Annotated in this window: 22 protein-coding genes and 2 pseudogenes; 17 read left to right on the top strand and 7 right to left on the bottom strand. The window is 61.3% G+C overall.

Annotated elements, in window-relative coordinates; translation table 11 throughout:
• The first annotated feature begins 75 nt into the window (after window positions 1-75).
• The 3 genes from P1K32_RS16530 (at window position 76) to P1K32_RS16540 (ending at window position 2,307) form a co-directional block, all read left to right on the top strand.
• Entirely contained in the window at window positions 76-378 is a 303-nt protein-coding gene (locus tag P1K32_RS16530; protein ID WP_276252352.1) for a hypothetical protein, read from the top strand.
• A gap of 250 nt (window positions 379-628) precedes the next feature.
• Window positions 629-2,008, top strand: coding sequence for a lamin tail domain-containing protein (locus P1K32_RS16535; protein ID WP_276252353.1), 1,380 nt, complete (start codon window positions 629-631; stop codon window positions 2,006-2,008).
• Window positions 2,008-2,307, top strand: coding sequence for a DUF3006 family protein (locus P1K32_RS16540; RefSeq protein ID WP_276252354.1), 300 nt, complete (start codon window positions 2,008-2,010; stop codon window positions 2,305-2,307). Before P1K32_RS16535 ends, P1K32_RS16540 begins: the two co-directional genes overlap by 1 nt.
• Window positions 2,308-2,310: 3 nt before the next feature.
• Here the strand turns inward: P1K32_RS16540 and P1K32_RS16545 are convergent, their stop codons facing one another.
• Window positions 2,311-2,484: a hypothetical protein gene (locus P1K32_RS16545; RefSeq protein WP_276252355.1), complete on the bottom strand. Its 174-nt coding sequence runs from the start codon at window positions 2,482-2,484 to the stop codon at window positions 2,311-2,313.
• Window positions 2,485-2,657: 173 nt separating this feature from the next.
• On the opposite strand from P1K32_RS16545, the gene P1K32_RS16550 reads away from it, so the two are divergent.
• The 6 genes and pseudogenes from P1K32_RS16550 to P1K32_RS16575 all read left to right on the top strand — a co-directional run bounded on the left by P1K32_RS16550 (window position 2,658) and on the right by P1K32_RS16575 (window position 8,358).
• Complete coding sequence (locus P1K32_RS16550; RefSeq protein WP_276252356.1) at window positions 2,658-3,503, top strand: hypothetical protein; 846 nt, start codon at window positions 2,658-2,660, stop codon at window positions 3,501-3,503.
• Between the two features lie 899 nt (window positions 3,504-4,402).
• The gene (locus tag P1K32_RS16555; RefSeq protein ID WP_276252357.1) at window positions 4,403-4,597 is read left to right on the top strand and encodes a hypothetical protein; all 195 of its coding nucleotides are present in this window, start codon (window positions 4,403-4,405) and stop codon (window positions 4,595-4,597) included.
• A 654-nt stretch (window positions 4,598-5,251) separates the two neighbouring features.
• Window positions 5,252-5,527 (top strand): MarR family winged helix-turn-helix transcriptional regulator, encoded by a 276-nt coding sequence (locus P1K32_RS16560; RefSeq protein ID WP_276252358.1) that lies wholly within the window; start codon window positions 5,252-5,254, stop codon window positions 5,525-5,527.
• 136 nt (window positions 5,528-5,663) lie between these two features.
• Complete coding sequence (locus P1K32_RS16565) at window positions 5,664-6,401, top strand: hypothetical protein (protein WP_276252359.1); 738 nt, start codon at window positions 5,664-5,666, stop codon at window positions 6,399-6,401.
• Between the two features lie 192 nt (window positions 6,402-6,593).
• Window positions 6,594-7,837 (top strand): annotated as a pseudogene (locus tag P1K32_RS16570) (anion permease).
• Window positions 7,838-8,115: 278 nt separating this feature from the next.
• A complete protein-coding gene (locus P1K32_RS16575) occupies window positions 8,116-8,358 on the top strand; it encodes an amphi-Trp domain-containing protein (protein WP_276252360.1) in 243 nt (80 codons plus the stop codon).
• Between the two features lie 61 nt (window positions 8,359-8,419).
• On the opposite strand, the gene P1K32_RS16580 is transcribed toward P1K32_RS16575, so the two are convergent.
• Window positions 8,420-8,857 (bottom strand): hypothetical protein, encoded by a 438-nt coding sequence (locus P1K32_RS16580; RefSeq protein WP_276252361.1) that lies wholly within the window; start codon window positions 8,855-8,857, stop codon window positions 8,420-8,422.
• A 331-nt stretch (window positions 8,858-9,188) separates the two neighbouring features.
• Here P1K32_RS16580 and P1K32_RS16585 point away from each other — a divergent pair, with 331 nt between their 5' ends.
• The 3 genes from P1K32_RS16585 to P1K32_RS16595 all read left to right on the top strand — a co-directional run bounded on the left by P1K32_RS16585 (window position 9,189) and on the right by P1K32_RS16595 (window position 10,987).
• Window positions 9,189-10,010 (top strand): phosphorylase family protein, encoded by an 822-nt coding sequence (locus tag P1K32_RS16585; protein WP_276252362.1) that lies wholly within the window; start codon window positions 9,189-9,191, stop codon window positions 10,008-10,010.
• A 189-nt stretch (window positions 10,011-10,199) separates the two neighbouring features.
• Window positions 10,200-10,373 carry a hypothetical protein gene (locus tag P1K32_RS16590; protein WP_276252363.1) on the top strand — a complete coding sequence of 58 codons (174 nt, stop codon included), beginning with the start codon at window positions 10,200-10,202 and terminating at the stop codon, window positions 10,371-10,373.
• A 164-nt stretch (window positions 10,374-10,537) separates the two neighbouring features.
• Window positions 10,538-10,987: a pyridoxamine 5'-phosphate oxidase family protein gene (locus P1K32_RS16595; protein ID WP_276252364.1), complete on the top strand. Its 450-nt coding sequence runs from the start codon at window positions 10,538-10,540 to the stop codon at window positions 10,985-10,987.
• Window positions 10,988-11,091: 104 nt separating this feature from the next.
• Here P1K32_RS16595 and P1K32_RS16600 read toward each other — a convergent pair whose 3' ends face one another.
• Complete coding sequence (locus P1K32_RS16600) at window positions 11,092-11,289, bottom strand: hypothetical protein (RefSeq protein WP_276252365.1); 198 nt, start codon at window positions 11,287-11,289, stop codon at window positions 11,092-11,094.
• A gap of 149 nt (window positions 11,290-11,438) precedes the next feature.
• Between P1K32_RS16600 and P1K32_RS16605 the strand changes: the two genes are divergently transcribed.
• Window positions 11,439-11,768, top strand: a complete 330-nt coding sequence (locus tag P1K32_RS16605; RefSeq protein WP_276252366.1) for a hypothetical protein — start codon at window positions 11,439-11,441, stop codon at window positions 11,766-11,768.
• A gap of 237 nt (window positions 11,769-12,005) precedes the next feature.
• On the opposite strand, the gene P1K32_RS16610 is transcribed toward P1K32_RS16605, so the two are convergent.
• From P1K32_RS16610 to P1K32_RS16620, 4 genes and pseudogenes are all read right to left on the bottom strand, one after another.
• Entirely contained in the window at window positions 12,006-12,335 is a 330-nt protein-coding gene (locus P1K32_RS16610; RefSeq protein ID WP_276252367.1) for a hypothetical protein, read from the bottom strand.
• A gap of 189 nt (window positions 12,336-12,524) precedes the next feature.
• Window positions 12,525-12,593, bottom strand: a pseudogene (locus P1K32_RS17855) (twin-arginine translocation signal domain-containing protein); the annotation flags it as partial.
• A gap of 327 nt (window positions 12,594-12,920) precedes the next feature.
• Window positions 12,921-13,352 carry a universal stress protein gene (locus tag P1K32_RS16615; protein ID WP_276252368.1) on the bottom strand — a complete coding sequence of 144 codons (432 nt, stop codon included), beginning with the start codon at window positions 13,350-13,352 and terminating at the stop codon, window positions 12,921-12,923.
• A gap of 61 nt (window positions 13,353-13,413) precedes the next feature.
• A complete protein-coding gene (locus P1K32_RS16620; protein ID WP_276252369.1) occupies window positions 13,414-13,803 on the bottom strand; it encodes an ArsR/SmtB family transcription factor in 390 nt (129 codons plus the stop codon).
• A 702-nt stretch (window positions 13,804-14,505) separates the two neighbouring features.
• On the opposite strand from P1K32_RS16620, the gene arsD reads away from it, so the two are divergent.
• The 4 genes from arsD to hcsS are packed head-to-tail and all read left to right on the top strand — an operon-like array spanning window position 14,506 to window position 17,302.
• Window positions 14,506-14,832, top strand: a complete 327-nt coding sequence (arsD, locus tag P1K32_RS16625) for an arsenite efflux transporter metallochaperone ArsD (protein ID WP_276252370.1) — start codon at window positions 14,506-14,508, stop codon at window positions 14,830-14,832.
• Window positions 14,833-16,758 (top strand): arsenical pump-driving ATPase, encoded by a 1,926-nt coding sequence (gene arsA / locus P1K32_RS16630; RefSeq protein ID WP_276252371.1) that lies wholly within the window; start codon window positions 14,833-14,835, stop codon window positions 16,756-16,758.
• Entirely contained in the window at window positions 16,755-17,123 is a 369-nt protein-coding gene (gene hcsL, locus P1K32_RS16635) for a halo-CC-star protein HcsL (protein ID WP_276252372.1), read from the top strand. Before arsA ends, hcsL begins: the two co-directional genes overlap by 4 nt.
• Window positions 17,114-17,302 carry a halo-CC-star protein HcsS gene (gene hcsS / locus P1K32_RS16640; RefSeq protein ID WP_276252373.1) on the top strand — a complete coding sequence of 63 codons (189 nt, stop codon included), beginning with the start codon at window positions 17,114-17,116 and terminating at the stop codon, window positions 17,300-17,302. Before hcsL ends, hcsS begins: the two co-directional genes overlap by 10 nt.
• Window positions 17,303-17,682 lie beyond the last annotated feature (380 nt).

A 17,682-nucleotide genomic window follows, 5' to 3' on the forward strand; every position in this document is an offset into this window, starting at 1 on the left:
GTTTCGACGGGGACGGCCCGCTGTCGCGGCCAGCTAACCAACACTCGGAAGGTTCGGCGCTCCGTTGGTTAGTGTATGACCGACCGCTCACACGCCTCCCAGGCCCGTGACAACCTGGAACGGATCGACGTCGACGACGACGCGGAACTGGCGACGCTTCGAGCGACAGCCGTGGACGCCGTGGACGAACTCACCGACCATATCGAGGCGACCAGCGAGGACCAAGCGTCCGTCGAAGCGGACACGCCGACGTCGTGGGACGAAGGGGAGTGGGAGCCCTCGGTCGAGTCCGCCCGTGAGAAAGCCGGGGTTGCCCCGTCGAAGGGGACACTCACCACGAAGACTATCAACGGCCGCAACTCCTACTATGTCCAGTAGCGGGACGGGGACATGGTGAGGAGTCAGTACGTCGCGCCGGTCGACCCCGCCTGACGACCTCGCTCTTGTCCGATATCGACGACGAACCTCGAACGCGTGCCAGGCTGGACGAGTACGACGGCTCGGACCGACGAGCTCGCACGATGGCCAGTGACAAGCCAGCGCCACCACGTTCGGGAGCTGAACTCTCCGTGGCCTGTCTTTTTGTTAGGTACACAACGTATATGCGCAGTCCCCGTGATGGCAACCTATGTTCCGCCCCCGGGTCGTGCTTCTGGTGTTCTGTTGCAGTCTGCTCTTTCTCGCCGGCTGCGGGGGTATCGTCCAGACCGATGGCGCTGCTGTACACACCACTTCGACAACTACACCAGGGTGGAACAGCACGCTCGAGGTCCACTACATCAACGTCGGACAGTCGGTGAGTACGCTCGTCGTCAGCCCGACCGGCGAGACGATGCTCGTCGATACCGGCCACTACAACGACGACGGCGAGTACGTGTTACAGTATCTCCAGTCACACAACGTAACGCGAATCGACCAGCTGGTGGTCTCGCACAACGACGCCGACCATATCGGCGGCAACGCGGCCATCATCGACTACTACGAGACGGAGGCCGACGGCATTGGCGCTATCTACGACCCGGGGATAGCGGCGAGCACGCAGACGTACACCGAGTACCTCGACGCCGTCGAGGAACACGACGTGACGCTGTACGAGACGCGTGAGGGCGATAGCATCCAGTTCGATGGCGTCGACGTCCAGGTGCTCGGTCCGCCCGAGCCGTACCTCGAGAGCGAGGCCCGCAACGAGAACAGTCTCGTCCTCCGACTCGGCTACAACGAGACGAGTTTCCTCCTGACCGGTGACGCCGAGGACGACCAGGAAGCGTATCTCGTCGAGACGTACGGCCAGCAGCTCGACGCGACGGTGCTGAAGGCCGGCCACCACGGCTCCTCGAGTTCGACCAGTGGGGCGCTGCTGGATGCGGTCGACCCCGGCGCGGTCGTGATATCCAGTGCGTACGACTCCCAGTACGACCACCCAACTGCGGCGGTGTTAGACCGGTTTGCGACGCGGTCGATACCGGCCTACTGGACCGCCCTACACGGAGATATCGTGCTGGTCAGCAACGGGACCACCGTCTCGGTTCAGACACAGCAGGCCGCCCCCACGGACCCGACCGTACTCCGGGACGGCGACCCAATCGAGCCAGGGACTGGTGGTGCTGTCACCGAACGTGAGCGGCTAACGGGAGCGGCGGCGGTTTCGCCCGCGCCAGTCGCGACGGACGGCGGTGGAGGGAATTTGGTTATCGAAGAAATCCACGCCGATGCAGCGGGAGACGACCGGGAGAACCTCAACGACGAGTACGTCGTGTTCGGCAACGATGGGGACACGGACCTCGATCTGACGGGCTGGACGGTCGCCGACGAGGTCGACAAGACGTACGAGTTCCCAGACGGCTACACGCTGGCTGCTGGGGACAGCGTCACCCTCTACACCGGTGCTGGCACCGACACCGACGACGAACTGTACTGGGACTACGGGTCGCCAGTCTGGAACAACGCTGGTGATACGGTGACCGTCCGAAACAGTGAGGGGGATATCGTCCGAGAGGAGACGTACTGATGACTGTCACTGTCGACCTTGCCGATGGGACGTACACGGCTGTCGTCGATTCCGTCGAGGACGGTCTGGCGACGGTGTTCTTCGAGGCCGACGGCGACGAGGTCGGGAACGCGGTCATCGACGCCTCGGCGCTACCCGACGACGGACGCCACGATGATGCGGTGTTGTCGGTGACGGTCGTCGATGGTGAGCCGGGCACGTGGGACTACGAGGCCGAGCGGACGACGACGCGGCGCGAGCGGACACAGAATCGGTTCGACCGACTCGCCGAACGGCCGCCTTCTGGTGAGGACGAATAGGGCCTAGCGGTTGGGTGGCCAGTTACAGCGGCGACAGCGGTCGCCATCGCTCCGGTCGATTCGGTCGCGGAGTGTCGCCCACGTTCCCTCGACGGTGTCTCCATCGGGATTGGCGCCACAGCCACGGCTGCCGACGAGATGCCAGGTTCCTGACGACTCGGTCTGGGCTGCCTGCATGGGCAGTGGGTCTCAGGTGGACGGTATAGTTGTGGCGACGTGGTGGCGCAAGGTAGGCACACTTCTACCGGACTGTGGCGATATCACCGCAGCCGTGGGCTCCCGGCGTCGGGACGATATAGCGGTCTCTGCCGCCCACGTCCTTTACTACCAGTGGGCATATAGCTTGGCGTGTGAAGCAGTGCCCCGAGACATCGACGCTTGCTGATACGGGCGAGTTCTCCGGGCACGTCTGGGTGCAGGAACTCCCTACCGGCGGCCAGTTCCGATTCACAGTCGCCCCCTCGGGGTTCGTGACCTTCGCGACACCGGATGGGTCGTTCGATGCGGCGGCCGCGGTACCAGTGGCGTTCCGACGGGCAGCCCACAAGATAGAGGCCCAACTGGACCGGGACGCCTTGCAGGCTGCGACGGATGCCCCGGACGAAATCACGTTCTGTGGCATCGCCACCCGCAACGAGGGTATCGACTACGACTGGGAGGCAGTACCGGCCTTCGTCGGCGTCGACGTGTGGTCCGGCCGGTCGGGGACGTTCCTGTCACCGGACGCGGCGACCGGGGTCTTCGACCGACTAGGGGTGCCAGCACTCCCGGCGGTCGAGAAAGAACAGCCGGCGGCACACACCGATTTAGGCCGGTTCGACGAGTCGGCCGGGTTCCCACCGTCGGCGTGGCGCGACGGCCCGGCGGCCGGCGTCCTGATTCGGGATAAGGCCGGGAATCGTGCCGCAGCGTGGCGTGTCCAACCCGGCGACGAACCGTCGGATGCAGCGCGCCACTCGGCCGCGGAGCTGGCCGCGGCGTATGCGACTTCGGAATGCATCGAGCAGACAGTTGCGGCGATGCCTGGCGATGGGACATCGACCACAGTGGCTGGAATTCGTGACCGGCTCGTCGCAGACGTTGCCCGTGAGGCGTATGCGGAACTCTTCGCGGACGGAGCGTTCATCGCCTCACTCACTGCCTTCGAGTCGGCCGTCGCCGAGCGCGTCCACCGGTATCAGTCTCCCGCCGAGTAGGGTTCGCTCATCCGTGGTGGCCCGTTACCCGGTGAACTCCGTCGGCAAGTCGGTACCGGGATTCCTTGCCGTCGTCGCCTTGAACTCCGCGAGAAAGCGCTCGCCCCACTGGCTCGCCCCGTCGAGACACTCCCTGCAATACTCTCGCGTGAGAAGCGGTAGCAGGAGAGAAGCTGGCGCACCTCGTCGGCCGTTTTGGCTTTGACGTTGCGCTGATTGACCGTGCCCGACTCGACACGTTCGAGCAGTCCCCCGTCTCCGTCTCCTCGCAGAGTTCCTCGACCTGTACACGGTCTGCGTCGAGGTGGCCAGCCATCGAGCGAGGATAGTTCCACTCGCCGGTGCCGATGTGGTAACAGACGAGATACGCGACGGGATTTGCCGTGTTGTGTCTCCTGTGATCGCCCAACTCGTCGTGGCATCGAACGTGTACCGATAGTACTCATGTCACACCATGCCACAGACATTTAACACTGTCCGGTGAAGTATCAACTGGGAGGAAGGTAGTGCGTCTCCCCGATGCCTGGACAGCTACCGCCGATGCTCCCACCGAATCCCCCCATGTGTCTCCCATCCATCTTTTAATTCGGGAGTAGACCCTCATGCTGAGCTGGTCTGTGATAACGCAACCCATATTTCGTTATACGCTCGTTGCCAACAATGAACAATACCGGTCGAATCTGTATCCCGTCACGGGGCTCTTATCGTCGAGACGCAACCATGATGGCCTCGCCATGTGACATTCGCGTGTCACTATCGTCGTATGTGTCGTTATCGCCCTCGCTGGTGGGCCGATAGCGACGACCGCACAGGTTCAGTCAGCGGCGGGTATCGACTCTACTGTTCGTGCTGGAACTGGCACTCCTATAACGGCCCCGACAGCGAACGTCACTCGTTCCGTGCAGGTCGATTTCTACCAGGGGTCGACCAGGGGTGAGTTCACAGTCCGTGTCGTCTACCATGCACGGTCGACCAGCGAAGCCGAGGCGGCAACGAACGGAACCTTCGACCCCGTCTGGTTGGACGGTGAGGAGCGCCTGGAACGAATCCTCGCTGAGAACGGCGCGGACCCATCCACATTGACGGATGGTTGACAGTCGGTACAACACAGGGACTCGTTGACAGTCGGGGACGAACCGAACAGACCGCCTGAACACGGATGGGTGCTTCTCAAATACCGAGCCACCTGGGATGGGTACATTGCGCCCGGCGACAGTCTCGCACTCAGCGATGCGTATGCGACTACTTTCGCGAACAGCAGCGCGGGTTCTGGCTGGCGCTTCGACGTCGTTATGCCGAGGGACTGGACTGTATCGACAGTCAACGGCGACCCAATCACCAGGCCTACAGGGCATATCGCGAAGCGATACCGCTGGTCGGATATTCGACAGCCCACCACACCGTTCCTGGTCGTCGAGTCGCCCACCACTCCGACGGTCGGGAGTGACGCTGCTGGCCCACTCGGCCCGACTGGGAGAACACTCCTCACCTTGCTGCCCTTCTCGTATGCGGGCGAGTTCTCCACCGGGAGTAGCTCAGACGTATATTTCCCACATCGGCCACTGCGGGGCTTTCGAGTGCAAGCTAAGTGTTTTCGAAAGTGGGTCAGCAACCACTCGTTATGCTGCACATACGCATCGGCTCCGAATATTGTTCACAGTATACTAACCCACATCGACGCCCTCGACCATCGACATGACCGTCCAATCCCCTCGCGGAACACACCATCGACGTTCGGGAGGGCCCACATGAGCGACGAGTGGGACGACGTGAGTTACGTCATCAGCTCCAAGTACCGTGTCGATACCCTCGACAGACTGCAAACGGGTCCTGCGACACCCTCGCTCGTCGCGGCCGACACCGACCGTGCCATCGCCCACATCTCGCGGGCCCTCCAGGAACTCCAGGACGAAGGACTGGTCACGTTACTGGTCTCCGAAGAACGCCGGAAAGGACGCGTCTATGGGGTAACTGAGAAGGGGGCAGACGTCATAGAGAAGATTCACGCCCAGGATATGGTGTGAGCGAGTTCTTCCAGTACTTCCCGAAGGGCCCTGGGGTTCCGCAACGGACAAGTCCCACCCCACTGACCTAGCGCGGTCAGGGCGCTGTCGTGGCAGGCCAAAAGCCAGCGATGAGGTCTCCCCACGGACGTACGTCGTGTTCGGCTCACACGAGGCACTCGCCCGTCCAGCCATCGCGCTGGAGGTCGTTAGCTGGGCCGGTGAGTCGGCGGTTTCGGGGGCACTGTTCTTTGGCGTGCCGCTGGTTGGCCTCGCCAGCAGCTTTGCGCTCTACTATCCGCGCCGGCTGGACGATGGCTGGAACCCTCGTGACGACTGGCTGTTCGGGGCTCACCTGGCGCTGGGTGGGTTGTTCGTCGCGCACTTCCTCTTCCTGGCCATGCTGGGTGACATCGGCGGACTACTGACGGTGGGCCTCCTGGCCCTCGTTGTCTGGCGTTACCGTCCTGACGACGGGGTGGTCGCGGGTGTTCGCGAATTCGTTGCATCGGCACCCGGGGCGGTCCAGTCACCCGAGATAACGGACGAGCGACTGACTGCAGTGGCCGTCGCCACCGCGTTCGCGGCACTGACAGCTGTCGTCGCGATGGATTACCGGGGGACTATAACGTCGTGGATATTCCTCGTCACCGCTGGCAACATCCTCGTGTCGTTTCCGGTCCTGGCTCTCCTCGTCTCCAAGCCCCGCCTGTCGGTAGCGAGAATCGCCCTTATCACGGGCCTCACGGGGATGGTGTGGCTGTACGTCTTCTCTGGGGAGGTCGATTCGGGCGCCCTCGGCGGAGGCGGTTTCCTGACGGGTCTCCTGGTTTTCAGTTTCGTCTTCCTCCCCTCGCCCCTGTTCTACGGTACCCTCTGGCTAACGGCAGAGTGACCGTCAGTCACTCGGCTCTATCGCGGCCGGAGCGGTGGGTACTCGGCCGAACGCGATAGCGGTCTCTTGTGGCACCCGACCAATCCGCTTTCGCTCCGCACTCAATCGCCGGTGTCTGGAGTCGCCCAGTGCCGACCTGGACCTGCTGTCAGAAGTTATAACATGCCGTCTCCTGATGTTGCTCCTGATACGATGGTCGAGCTGCTAGCCGTCGTGGGTATCGGTGTCGCTGTATTCGTCGGGTTCAACATCGGAGGGTCGTCTACGGGCGTGGCGTTCGGGCCGGCTGTCGGTTCACGCCTGGTTCGAAAGACGACTGCGGGAGCGTTGTTCGTTGGGTTCGGGTTTCTGGGAGCCTGGACCGTCGGCCGGAACGTCATCGCGACGATGAGCAGTAGTATCGTGCCGGCGACCCAGTTTACGCCCATCGCGAGTGTCGCCGTGCTGTTTTTCACCGGGGCGTCGCTGTTGATATCGAATCTCTACGGCGTGCCGGCCTCGACCTCGATGACCGCTGTCGGCGCCATCGTCGGCCTGGGCCTGGCCTCGGGCACCCTGAACCAGGCGCTGATGTTCGTCATCGTCTCGGCGTGGATTGTCGCCCCGCTGGTGTGTCTGGTTATCGGGGTCGTCGTCGGCCGGTATCTGTACCCGTATCTCGACCGCTACATCGCGTTCACAACGTTCGACCTCCACTTCATCCAGCTCGACCGGTCGGGCGCGATTCCGCGGCCCTCGATAAACCCGAACGCGTCACCACAGGACATCGTCGGCTCGCTCTCGGTGGTCGTCATCGGCTGTTATATGGCGTTCTCGGCAGGGGCGTCGAACGCGGCGAACGCCGTGGCCCCTCTCGTCGGTGCAGGGGGGTCCCTCACAGTCGACCAGGGCGTCATGCTCGCGGTGGCGGCTTTCGGGCTGGGTAGTTTCACCATCGCCCGTCGCACGCTGGAGACAGTCGGAGACGATATCACGGAGCTGCCGTTCTCGCGTCACTGATCATCTCCATCGTCGGGGGAACGGTTATCACTATCCTCTCCTATCTGGGGATTCCAGCGAGTCTCGCAGTCTCGACGACGTCGACGATTATCGGGCTCGGGTGGGGCCGGGCGAGTCGGGCAGCCACACTGGCGGAGTTAGCGACGCCATCGCCCGACGGGCCGGAGTTAGACGTCACGACAGGCGCACTGGTGACCTCGCGCGCCGAGGACGCTCCCGCTGGCCCGACTATCGGGGACATCGCGCGAGATGAGAAGCCGGCAGAGAAGCCAGAGGAGGTTCCGGAGGTCCCGGATGTCGGCGCCGAGGGGCCGGCCGACCTCGACCAGCGGAGTCTCTTCGACCCAGCGGCGGCCAAGCGTATCGTGACGATGTGGGTGTTGACACCGTCGCTGGCCGTTGTGACCTCGTATCCGGTGTTCGCGTTCCTGCTGTGAGCAGGACACAGCACTGCTGGCAGGTCGACAGTCACCTGTCACTGTCGAACGTGAGTTGTAACGATTCGCCGGTGGTAGGTACTGTTCGTGAGCCACCCGTCTTCGAGCCCTGCCGCCACCCAGTACGGTTTGACGACTGCTCGTCTGCAGGAATCGCCGACCAGCCGCTGCTGTGACTGGCCTCCATGGTGCAGTCGGACTTTTCGGTGTCAAGCAGAGTGGAAACAAGCGATACTGGTTTTGTCAGTTAACTCATATGTCCTCGCAGGCGAGTCCCAATGCCTGAGGAACAACTATTCAAAACCGAAGAACAGACCGAGAGAACCGCTATCGCGCGAGCCTTACGTGAGGCAGCGGCCGAGATCGAATCCGGCGATGTCCAGTTGCTGAGCGGTTCACAGAAACAGAGCGTGACTGTCCCGGAGCAACCCCGTTTCGAGGTCGAACTCGAACGGTTGACCGATTCGGAAACGGGAGCGCAACGATTCGAACTCGAGTACGAAATCAGGTGGACGGAGTAACACCCCCGGTGTCGGTCACGCCAGGACGGTAGCCACTGGATAACTCGAGATGCGGCTGCCGTTATCTCTTCGGAGGGAGGGACCGGAGGAACTCACCAAAGACCGATTGACAGTGCTCACAGAGCGTGTACGTTGCGTACGCGGGTAGTTCGTCGCCGACGCGCCGATAGAGTTCTATGCCGAGGCCTGCCCGGGGAGTCCTGTCCGCACAGAAACTGCAGGTCGAGGCCACTATCTGGTAGGCGTCGCCGATGGCGGCGTCCGTACGGATTTGCGGCTGTCCGTGTGTGTGCCAGTTTGTGAGCAGTGCGACCACCTCGCTCGCACAGTCCGGACAGAGCGTGAGGCCGCCGTCGCTCGGAACACCGGCCGGCACCGACGTCGCCTCGCTGGGATAGCACTGGAGGGCGAGCAACTGTTCGGTCAACAGATAGCCACAGAACGTACACGACACCCTCTGTGAATCGATTCCGGACGGCTGGCTCGGCTGGCTGCTCATAGGGGAGCTATGCCTGTGTTCCACATAGAACTGCGTCAGACAGCCGTCATCTGGTGACGGAGTTTACGGTGTACGTATCCGCATACGATCGACTACCGACAGGCGACTTTCCGTTCGGAGATAGATAGACAGTCGACGGAAATACCGCTGGACAGCGAACGCTTTAGCGAGTTTCCCCTGTACGAACTCCCGACGAAGCACCCGAGGCTGGCCAGCAGCCGACACTCATCGCCCCCAGTGACAATGAGGAGAATCAGGCTCCGAACGGGTCGCCCTCACTGAACTCTTTGTACCACGCACTGTGAATAGCGATATGACACTCGCTCCGGCTGTGGTTGTTCTTCCAGCGTTCACTGACGCGGAGTACACCGGTGACGCGTCGGAGGTCGCCCCCTGGCATGAACGGTACGACTTCGACCGTCAGGTGGCTATCGCCGGCTGTAAACACGAGCTACAGTATGCCAGCGCCCCCGACATCGCCCTCGTCCCGACCGGAATCGGCAAGAGTGCGGCTGCAACGACGGTCGCCGCGCTCGCAGCTGGTGACGAGGTCGCACTCGAAGACGCGACGATACTGACCGTCGGAATTGCCGGCTGCAATCCTGCTGCTGGGACAGTTGGCAGTGTCTTCGTCACGGACCGGGTCGTCGACGGCGATATCAAACTCCGTATCGGCGAGACTACACGCCGGATGCAGTGGCTCGTCGATGAGTACATCTGGGAACTCAACGCCGACCTCGTCGAGCGGGCGATTGGGGCTGCACAGGACGTGTCGCTGGCGGATAGTGCGCGTGTGCAGGCGATTCGAACCGACTACGACGACAGCCGGTCCCCGACTGTCGACACTGGAGCGACTGTCTGTGGCGACGAGGTCTACCACGGGACAACCGCAGCCACGCAGGTCGCGCAACTCTGTGCATCGTATGGTCTCACTGCGTTCGCAACGACAGAGATGGAGGACGCCGGGACGGTGACAGCACTGGAGCGGTTCGGACTACTCGACCAGTACATTTCCGTTCGAGCCGCATCGAACTTCGACCGCGAACCAGCGGGCGGTGATCCGGTCGAGAGTATCGAACGCGATGTCTTCGAGTTGGGCGCGGAGAACGCAGTTCGCGTCGGTCATGCAATCGTTCAGGAGTTGCTAGACTGAACTGCACTTCTGTAACACCCGGCAGGATGTACCAGACTGTCCCCCAACAGATTCACAATCGGACAGCGGGTCTCGACCGTCGAACCCCCGTGCCGGCCAGAGATAGACACGTGCGCGACCGACTGCACCAGCGTCGCCGACAGGCCCGTCCCCCACAACAGTTGTGGCGATCCCCAGTGTAGGGACCCCATGGACGTAGACACGCGCTGCCAGCTGTGTGAGTCTCGACCGGCACGTCAGGAGTGTGACCGCTGTGGGACGGCCGTCTGTCGGCTCCATTACGACGGCGAGATGGGGTTCTGTGCGGACTGTGCAGCCAGGGCAAAGCCCGACGACCGACGAGGGGACACGTTCCGGTTATAGCTTGACTGGGCGGCAATCTATCACGCTCACTCCGTCGGGTGCGTTCCGCGTTTTCGGTCGAGAGCCTCGGATGGAGTCAGGGTCAGTCTATGGTTCGACGGTACGAGGTGTCGAGAATATGAACTACTCCTTACACTTTTGCCGGTGTGGAGCTTCTATTTCGTATGGAGAATTTCCGCTGGCCACAGATGTCCGAAGACGAATTGACCGCGTTTCTCGGGCACGGCGGGACGGGCGTCATCTCGTTTTCGACGAGTCGCGACGACCCCCCATACGCCACGCCGGTGTCGTACGGGTTCAACGCGGACGTGAAACACTTCCATTTCCGGCTTGCGCTCCCACCGGGGAGTGAGAAGGAGTCCCTCGTCGCTCAGCCCGTCTCCTTCGTCACGCACAACCAGACAGACGAAGGGTGGCGGAGTGTCGTCGCGACCGGTTCTCTCGAGGACCTGACGAACGAGCCCCACGAGTCGAGCGCCGTCCAGGAACGATGGGGGGTCGATATCCCACTCGTCGATATCTTCGAGGAGCCCCCAACGGATGTGGCTTTCCGTCAGTTCCGTCTGGTTCCCGACGAACTCACCGGCCGCAAACAGATCAGCGACGCGGAATGACCGTCCGCTATCCGTCTGCTACTAGCGGCTGGATACGACTCCCGGCCACCCTGTACAGGGGGAGAACGCTTTGGCTGTGTTGCATCGAGGGGCAGTCCCACACGCTACGTCCATCCACTGGGGGCGACACCGAGTCTCACCACGATGGGGCGATACGCGAAGACGATGGCGAGAACAATCGCTAATTCGGCCCAGAATCCGACGTCGCCCACAGCTGCTTGAACGACCGTCAGGACCAGAACGACCAGAATCATCAGCGCGATGTAGTGTGGTGCGAGTTCTTTCAGTGCGTCGACATTCATACACTCTCTACGGGGCGACTCCTCTCAAATCTTGCCTCTATGATGGGGTATCGGCTGTCTGCATGGCGCTCGCTTCCCGACCCGGCGTTGCGGCTGTCCGAAAGTGTCGTCAGTAAGAGATTTGACGTGGCGCGACGCTACGGCCGGACGTGACCGGAGAAATCGACGACACGGCCCGAGCCCTGTCCAGCGTGCAGTCGAACGGGGACCTCGACACCGTTGAGATTGTCGAAGTCACCGAAGAGAGTCACGAGGTCTGTTTCCACCTCCAGTTGCCGGCCAGCCCAAACTTCGAACAGCGGTTCAAACGCCCGCCGGTCTGGGGAGCCAACTGCGAGCTGAAACGACTTCTGGACGCGTACGGCCTTTCGCCGGACGAAATCGAGGATATAGTCGGTGAACAGGTCCCAGTCACCCGTGAGGTGGTCGACGGGACGTTACACTTCGAGATCGACTTAGAGGCACTCTCACCGGACTAACCCACCCAGTGAGACACCACACCGGGAGACAGCTAGCGCATCTATCGGCTGCCCAGTGTGCAAACGCGTCGGCAACCTGCGGTCTGCGAGGCTCATTTTTACGCTCGCCACTGGGTGTTTATATCGTGTCTCGAACGTGGGGCAGCCGGCCGGGATGAAGCGCCCAGGAGGGTGCCACGTGACCGCGCGCGGGGCCGACCGGGGCGCTGCCGTGGCTCTCGGGCGGTCCATCATCTCTCACTCGTCAAAACACTCCAGTACGTGCCCACTGTCGAGCGGGTTCGGTTGCAGGACCGACTCGTCCCGCAACCGGCCCCGACGCTCCGCCCGCACGATGAGTGTGTTGTCGACGTAGTACGACGCATAGATGGTCGATGAGTCGGCGACGACCGAATCGGTTTCGAATCCGTAGCTGTATCGAAGTCTGCCGATGACCGACGCCGGCGGTGACTCGAAATACGTGGGCTCACCGACGCCGAAGTAGATATCGGTCAGTTCGCTCCCATGCTCTTCGAGCAGCCAGTTGGTCCGATATGCGCTCTCATACGCGGCGATATAGTCAGCCATGGCGCCCGTCTCGCTGACTGCTGGTCTGGTATCTGGGTACGCCACCGGGTCGACCGCTCCGCTCTCGCTATCCGGATTCGGGCGGGTTGGGTCGACACAGGACGGGCGTTCGCGTTCCGGCGTTCCCGGGGTAGCCGTGGATGTCTCGCTTTGGGTCGGTCGAGCGGTCTGCGCTGGTGTCGTGGTCGTTTGCATCGAGGAACACCCAGCGAGGCCGCCGAGGATAGCAGTCGTCGCGAGGAACGAACGCCGGTCCATGCGGGTCGTTTACTCCTGATTACAAGTTCTTTGTGGGGACAGGTTGGTGGTAGTGAATCTGCATCCGGTGATTTCGGCATACTGGGCGTTACAGTTGATTATTTTATAGGTCTGTTGCTCTTTGTGACCACTGGAGTCACCACAACCAACAAGGAAGTATGCCTGCTGCGCATCAATTATTATAAATTGTATATCGCTATACAAAATCTATCTATGTCGATACGACGACTACGCCGGCTCAGGATTGTCCTCGATATTTCCTGACGCCAGAAGCGGACGTCCGACGGTGAAACGGTCATTTCAGGGCGGTAACCCTCGCATGGGTGCTCACTCTCCAGAACTATTGACAACCAGGATGGGAACCTGATCGGCCCGTAGAAGCGCCTCAGTCGTGCTTCCGAGGAGAATCGTCTTGAAGGCCGATAGCCCTTTCGCACCCATGACGACGAGGTCGATGCCTCGCTCATCGCTGTATGCCAGAAGCTCTTCGTGTGGGACCCCTTCTCGAATCGATGTGACAACGGATATATCGGGTTCTCCTTCCGACGCGATGGTCGTCAGAGCTGCCTCGCCATCGGAGCGAAGATTCTGCCGTACGGTGTCGGGATCGACAATCGCGTTATCGTACCCTGTTCTGGTTTCGATAACGTAGACCGCATGGAGTTCTGCTCCGGACTGCCGAGCCAGGTCGAGCGCCTGGCCTGTCGCGCGCTGGGCATTGTCACTTCCGTCCGTTGCGACGAGAATCCGGTCGTACATCACATCGGACTACGCGGGAGGGGGCAAAGAAACGGGGCTATACTTGCACTAGCATTGTCAGTCATTCCCGAGACCCGTCGAGTGCGACCAGCAACGCGGTCGCCCGAGCAGTCGTCCGATATTTTCGCCATTTCCCGTCCTTCCGTCGGCGCAGCAGTCCGGCGTCAGTGAGCTGAGAGAGCGCGTGACTAATGGCGCTGTCGCTGACGTCGAGCAGCGGTGAGAACTCACAGACACAGAGCTCCCCGTCGGCGACGTGCAGGATGCGGACAATCTTGTACCGCGTCTCGTTGGCCAGCGCGGACAACACGCCTACGTCCGCTTCGAGATCGGGACCGCCCGCAATCGCGTCCAACTCGTCGAGCTCATCGAGCCGTTGGGCAACCGCCTCGTCGCCACAGCCACCGCGTTCGTCGGAAAGATACCGCTGTAATCGCTCGGTCGATGACATGCGGCTAGATTGAGGAGATAGTAAAGTAAGTGTTGTGTAGTGCACGCTGTGAATCGGTGAGGACAGGATACAAGACAATTTAGGGTATTCTCAGATATAATCCACGCATGGAGGTCCGTATTGTGGCTCACCAACGCCACACGAGACGGCCACCACACACGGAGTCAGCGTCTCACGGGCGGAGGTGTCGCTGCTGGTGGCCGCGTTCACGTGGGTCAGCTACGAGAACTCGAACCGGTTTCGGGTGCGATGGACAGCCATAGCGACGCCCTCGATACCGAACAGGTCGGCGTTTCGAAGGTCAGCTGTGCCACCGGCTGGCCGAACAGCCTACACGACTACTGCTGGAACGACCACGAGGGAGTGTACATCCCCCTTGACGGGCACGGAACGGTCATCGCAGACGATGAAGCGGTGACAATGGTGGCCGGTGATACGAAGTGGATGCCACCGGATCCGACTCGGCAGCGACGGAACGGTGAGACCGAAAGCACGTTTAGCCTCGTCAGTGCGCCCACGTCGCGCTGCCGGACGAGACCGCGTCCCGAAAATGAATCGTGGCCGACCGATCGCTTCGGAGGCTGACCGAAGGGTTGAAGTTTATCTGAAGAAATGTTCAAATGAATTCGGCAGTATAGTTCCGCCGAACGTGCGGAGAGTATGTCCGCATCCGCGGTTCGATTGAACGGAGATACGATTCCAATGACTGAACTCACCCTGTACGAAGAAGCGATGTGTTGTTCCACCGGCGTCTGTGGACCGGACCCCGACGACGAACTCGTCGAGGTCAGCGCCGCCCTCGACCAACTCGAAGACGAGTACGACGTCGAGGTGACGCGTGCGAATATGCAACACAACATCGAGCAGTTCCTCGAGACCCAGCGAATCGCTGCCCTGGTCGAGGAGCACGGGCCGTCGATTCTTCCGATTACCGTCGTCGACGACGAGATCGTCGCCAAAGAGGCGTATCTCTCGTACGACGAACTCGCATCGACTATCGAGAATTCCGCCGAGCCACAGGAAGCGTAGATGGCCACAACACAAACACCAGCCAGAGAAATTGTCGAACCGACTAGCGAAGATACGGAGTTCGTCTTCTTCAGCGGGAAGGGCGGCGTCGGCAAGAGCACTGTCAGCTGTGCCACGGCAACGTGGCTCGCAGACAACGACTACGAGACGCTGCTGGTGACGACCGACCCGGCACCCAACCTCTCGGACATCTTCGAGCAGGATATCGGCCACGAGGTGACCGAAATCGAGGATATCGACAACCTCTCGGCCATCGAAATCGACCCCGACGTCGCAGCCGAGCAGTACCGCCAGGAGACCATCGAACCGATGCGGGCGCTGCTCGACGACGAGGAACTCGAAACCGTCGAGGAGCAGCTCAACAGCCCATGTGTCGAGGAGATAGCCGCCTTTGACAACTTCGTCGACTTCATGGATAGTCCTGAATACGACGTGGTCGTCTTCGATACCGCGCCGACCGGTCACACCATCCGCCTGATGGAACTGCCTTCGGACTGGAACGCCGAACTGGAGAAGGGCGGCTCGACCTGTATCGGGCCCGCCGCTTCGATGGAGGACAAGAAGGCTCAGTACGAGCGAGCCATCGACACATTACAGGACGACGAGCAGACGGCCTTCGCCTTTGTCGGCAAGCCAGAGGAGTCCTCGCTCGAAGAGATCGAACGCAGCGCCTCGGACCTGGGCGAACTCGGCATCGAGTCACAGCTACTCGTCGTCAACGGCTACCTCCCCGAATCGGTCTGTGAAGACCCATTCTTCGAGGGGAAACGCGCAGACGAACAGGCGGTCATCGAGCGAGCGCGAACTGAGTTCGATGCCGACGCCACGGCGACCTATCCCCTCCAGCCCGGCGAGATTGCGGGTCTGGACCTGCTCTCAGATGTCGGCGGCGTCATCTACGACGGCGAGGAGGCCACCGTCGAAGTCGGCTCGGCCACCGACGTCGAGACGGACCAGTCGGTCGACGTCGACGCGCTGGCCAACCCCGACTCGGTCGCCGAGCAGCTGACGCCCGGCGAGGAGACCCGCTATCTGTTCTTCACCGGGAAAGGCGGTGTCGGCAAGAGCACCGTCGCAGCGACATCGGCGACGAAACTCGCCGAAGCCGGCTACGAGACGCTCGTCGTCACGACCGACCCGGCGGCACACCTCGAAGACATCTTCGGCGAGCCGGTCGGTCACGACCCCACGTCGGTGAGCCAGGCGAACCTCGACGCGGCCCGAATCGACCAGGAACAGGCCCTCGAAGAGTACCGCGAACAGGTCCTGAGTCACGTCCAGGAGATGTACGCGGACAAGGAGGACACCGAAATCGACGTCGAGGCCGCTATCGCCAACGTCGAAGAGGAGCTGGAGTCACCGTGTGCCGAGGAGATGGCCGCACTGGAGAAGTTCGTCAGCTACTTCGAGAAGGACGGCTACGACATCGTCGTCTTCGACACTGCTCCGACGGGGCACACGCTCCGGCTGCTCGAACTTCCGTCCGACTGGAAGGGGTTCATGGACCTCGGGTCGCTGACGAAGGGGGCCGCACCGGCGAAGGGCGACCAGTACGACGAGGTCATCGAGACGATGCAGGACCCCGAGCGCAGTTCCTTCGCGTTCGTCATGTATCCGGAGTTTACACCGATGATGGAGGCCTATCGGGCGGCCGAGGACCTCAGAGACCAAGTCGGTATCGAGACGGCCTTCGTCGTCGCGAACTACCTGCTACCCGAGGCGTACGGCGACAACGCCTTCTTCGCGAATCGGCGGGCGCAACAGGAGAAGTATCTCGGCGAAATCAAGGACCGCTTCGAGACACCGATGATGCTCGCGCCGCTGCGACGGGACGAGCCGGTCGGACTGGACGAACTGCGTGCCTTCGGTGACGAGATTACCGGGCTCTCAGACCTTGAGCGGAAGCAGGGGGTGGCCCTCTCATGAGCGAGGTTCAGTCCGGCGAGGAAGCTGTCGAGGAGCAACTCCGGACGTTCATGAAGACGCTCACCGATTCTGAGACATATCAGGAGTTCGTCGAAGCCAGTGAGGCGCTCGAAGAAGACTCGGAAGCGTCGGCGCTCCTCCGGGAGTTCCAGCAGAAGCAACAACAGATGCAGCGAGGTGGGTTCGACCAGTCGCTCATGAGCGAACTCCAAGATCTCAAGGCGGAAATGGACGAAAATGACACCCTGGAGCGTCATCGTGAGGCACAGGAAGCGCTCATCGAACTCTTGCAGGAGACAAACGACGTGATAAGCGAGCAGCTCGGTCGGGAGTTCGCCCAGTCAACCGGAGGTGGGTGCTGTTGAGCACCGCTGACGAAGACGTGCTGGCGGCCGCCGAAGCGCTCGGCGAGGAACTGGCGGCGATGCAGTCCGAGACGACTGAATTCGAGTTCGAGACAGTCCTGATGCAGTGTAACGAAGCCATCAGCGAGGAGACAGGGGTGCAGTACGGTGATGCCTGCGGTGCCGGTGGGAGCTGTTGAGTAGACCACGGTACCACAGATAGAGCGAACTTGCAGGAAGGTTCGTGAATCGGTGCATTCGACTTTTCCCTGACGGTGTTGGAGCGAATAATCGAATTGGATTTTATCGAATTGAAGCTGCCCGATTATTCGCGAGTGAATATGGTGGTGTGATTTTAATCTACTGAATTAGCCGATTTATAGCCACTAATAGGAACTTATGTGGACACTATACTCGGGCCAGAGTAGTAAAGTAGCCAAAGCAAATCGAATTCTACCGAAACGTTTTAGTCTTAATTCGGCTTTTCTCGATATGTATGTCAGCCCGAATTGTTGCGACGAACCGTAATACATCGTCTCGGACGACCCAGCCGCCGACGGACCCCTGGGAACCGGGAGGA

Origin of the sequence: Haloarcula rara (genome assembly GCF_029338235.1) — an archaeon.
Taxonomy (GTDB): Archaea; Halobacteriota; Halobacteria; order Halobacteriales; family Haloarculaceae; genus Haloarcula; species Haloarcula rara.

Bases quoted from the DNA above. Each gene is read 5' to 3' on its own strand.
- P1K32_RS16530 (WP_276252352.1), top strand. From the start codon at position 76: ATGACCGACCGCTCACACGCCTCCCAGGCCCGTGACAACCTGGAACGG.
- P1K32_RS16535 (WP_276252353.1), top strand. From the start codon at position 629: ATGTTCCGCCCCCGGGTCGTGCTTCTGGTGTTCTGTTGCAGTCTGCTC.
- P1K32_RS16540 (WP_276252354.1), top strand. From the start codon at position 2,008: ATGACTGTCACTGTCGACCTTGCCGATGGGACGTACACGGCTGTCGTC.
- P1K32_RS16545 (WP_276252355.1), bottom strand. From the start codon at position 2,484: ATGCAGGCAGCCCAGACCGAGTCGTCAGGAACCTGGCATCTCGTCGGC.
- P1K32_RS16560 (WP_276252358.1), top strand. From the start codon at position 5,252: ATGAGCGACGAGTGGGACGACGTGAGTTACGTCATCAGCTCCAAGTAC.
- P1K32_RS16575 (WP_276252360.1), top strand. From the start codon at position 8,116: ATGCCTGAGGAACAACTATTCAAAACCGAAGAACAGACCGAGAGAACC.
- P1K32_RS16580 (WP_276252361.1), bottom strand. From the start codon at position 8,857: ATGAGCAGCCAGCCGAGCCAGCCGTCCGGAATCGATTCACAGAGGGTG.
- P1K32_RS16590 (WP_276252363.1), top strand. From the start codon at position 10,200: ATGGACGTAGACACGCGCTGCCAGCTGTGTGAGTCTCGACCGGCACGT.
- P1K32_RS16595 (WP_276252364.1), top strand. From the start codon at position 10,538: ATGGAGAATTTCCGCTGGCCACAGATGTCCGAAGACGAATTGACCGCG.
- P1K32_RS16600 (WP_276252365.1), bottom strand. From the start codon at position 11,289: ATGAATGTCGACGCACTGAAAGAACTCGCACCACACTACATCGCGCTG.
- P1K32_RS16610 (WP_276252367.1), bottom strand. From the start codon at position 12,335: ATGGCTGACTATATCGCCGCGTATGAGAGCGCATATCGGACCAACTGG.
- P1K32_RS16615 (WP_276252368.1), bottom strand. From the start codon at position 13,352: ATGTACGACCGGATTCTCGTCGCAACGGACGGAAGTGACAATGCCCAG.
- P1K32_RS16620 (WP_276252369.1), bottom strand. From the start codon at position 13,803: ATGTCATCGACCGAGCGATTACAGCGGTATCTTTCCGACGAACGCGGT.
- arsD (WP_276252370.1), top strand. From the start codon at position 14,506: ATGACTGAACTCACCCTGTACGAAGAAGCGATGTGTTGTTCCACCGGC.
- arsA (WP_276252371.1), top strand. From the start codon at position 14,833: ATGGCCACAACACAAACACCAGCCAGAGAAATTGTCGAACCGACTAGC.
- hcsL (WP_276252372.1), top strand. From the start codon at position 16,755: ATGAGCGAGGTTCAGTCCGGCGAGGAAGCTGTCGAGGAGCAACTCCGG.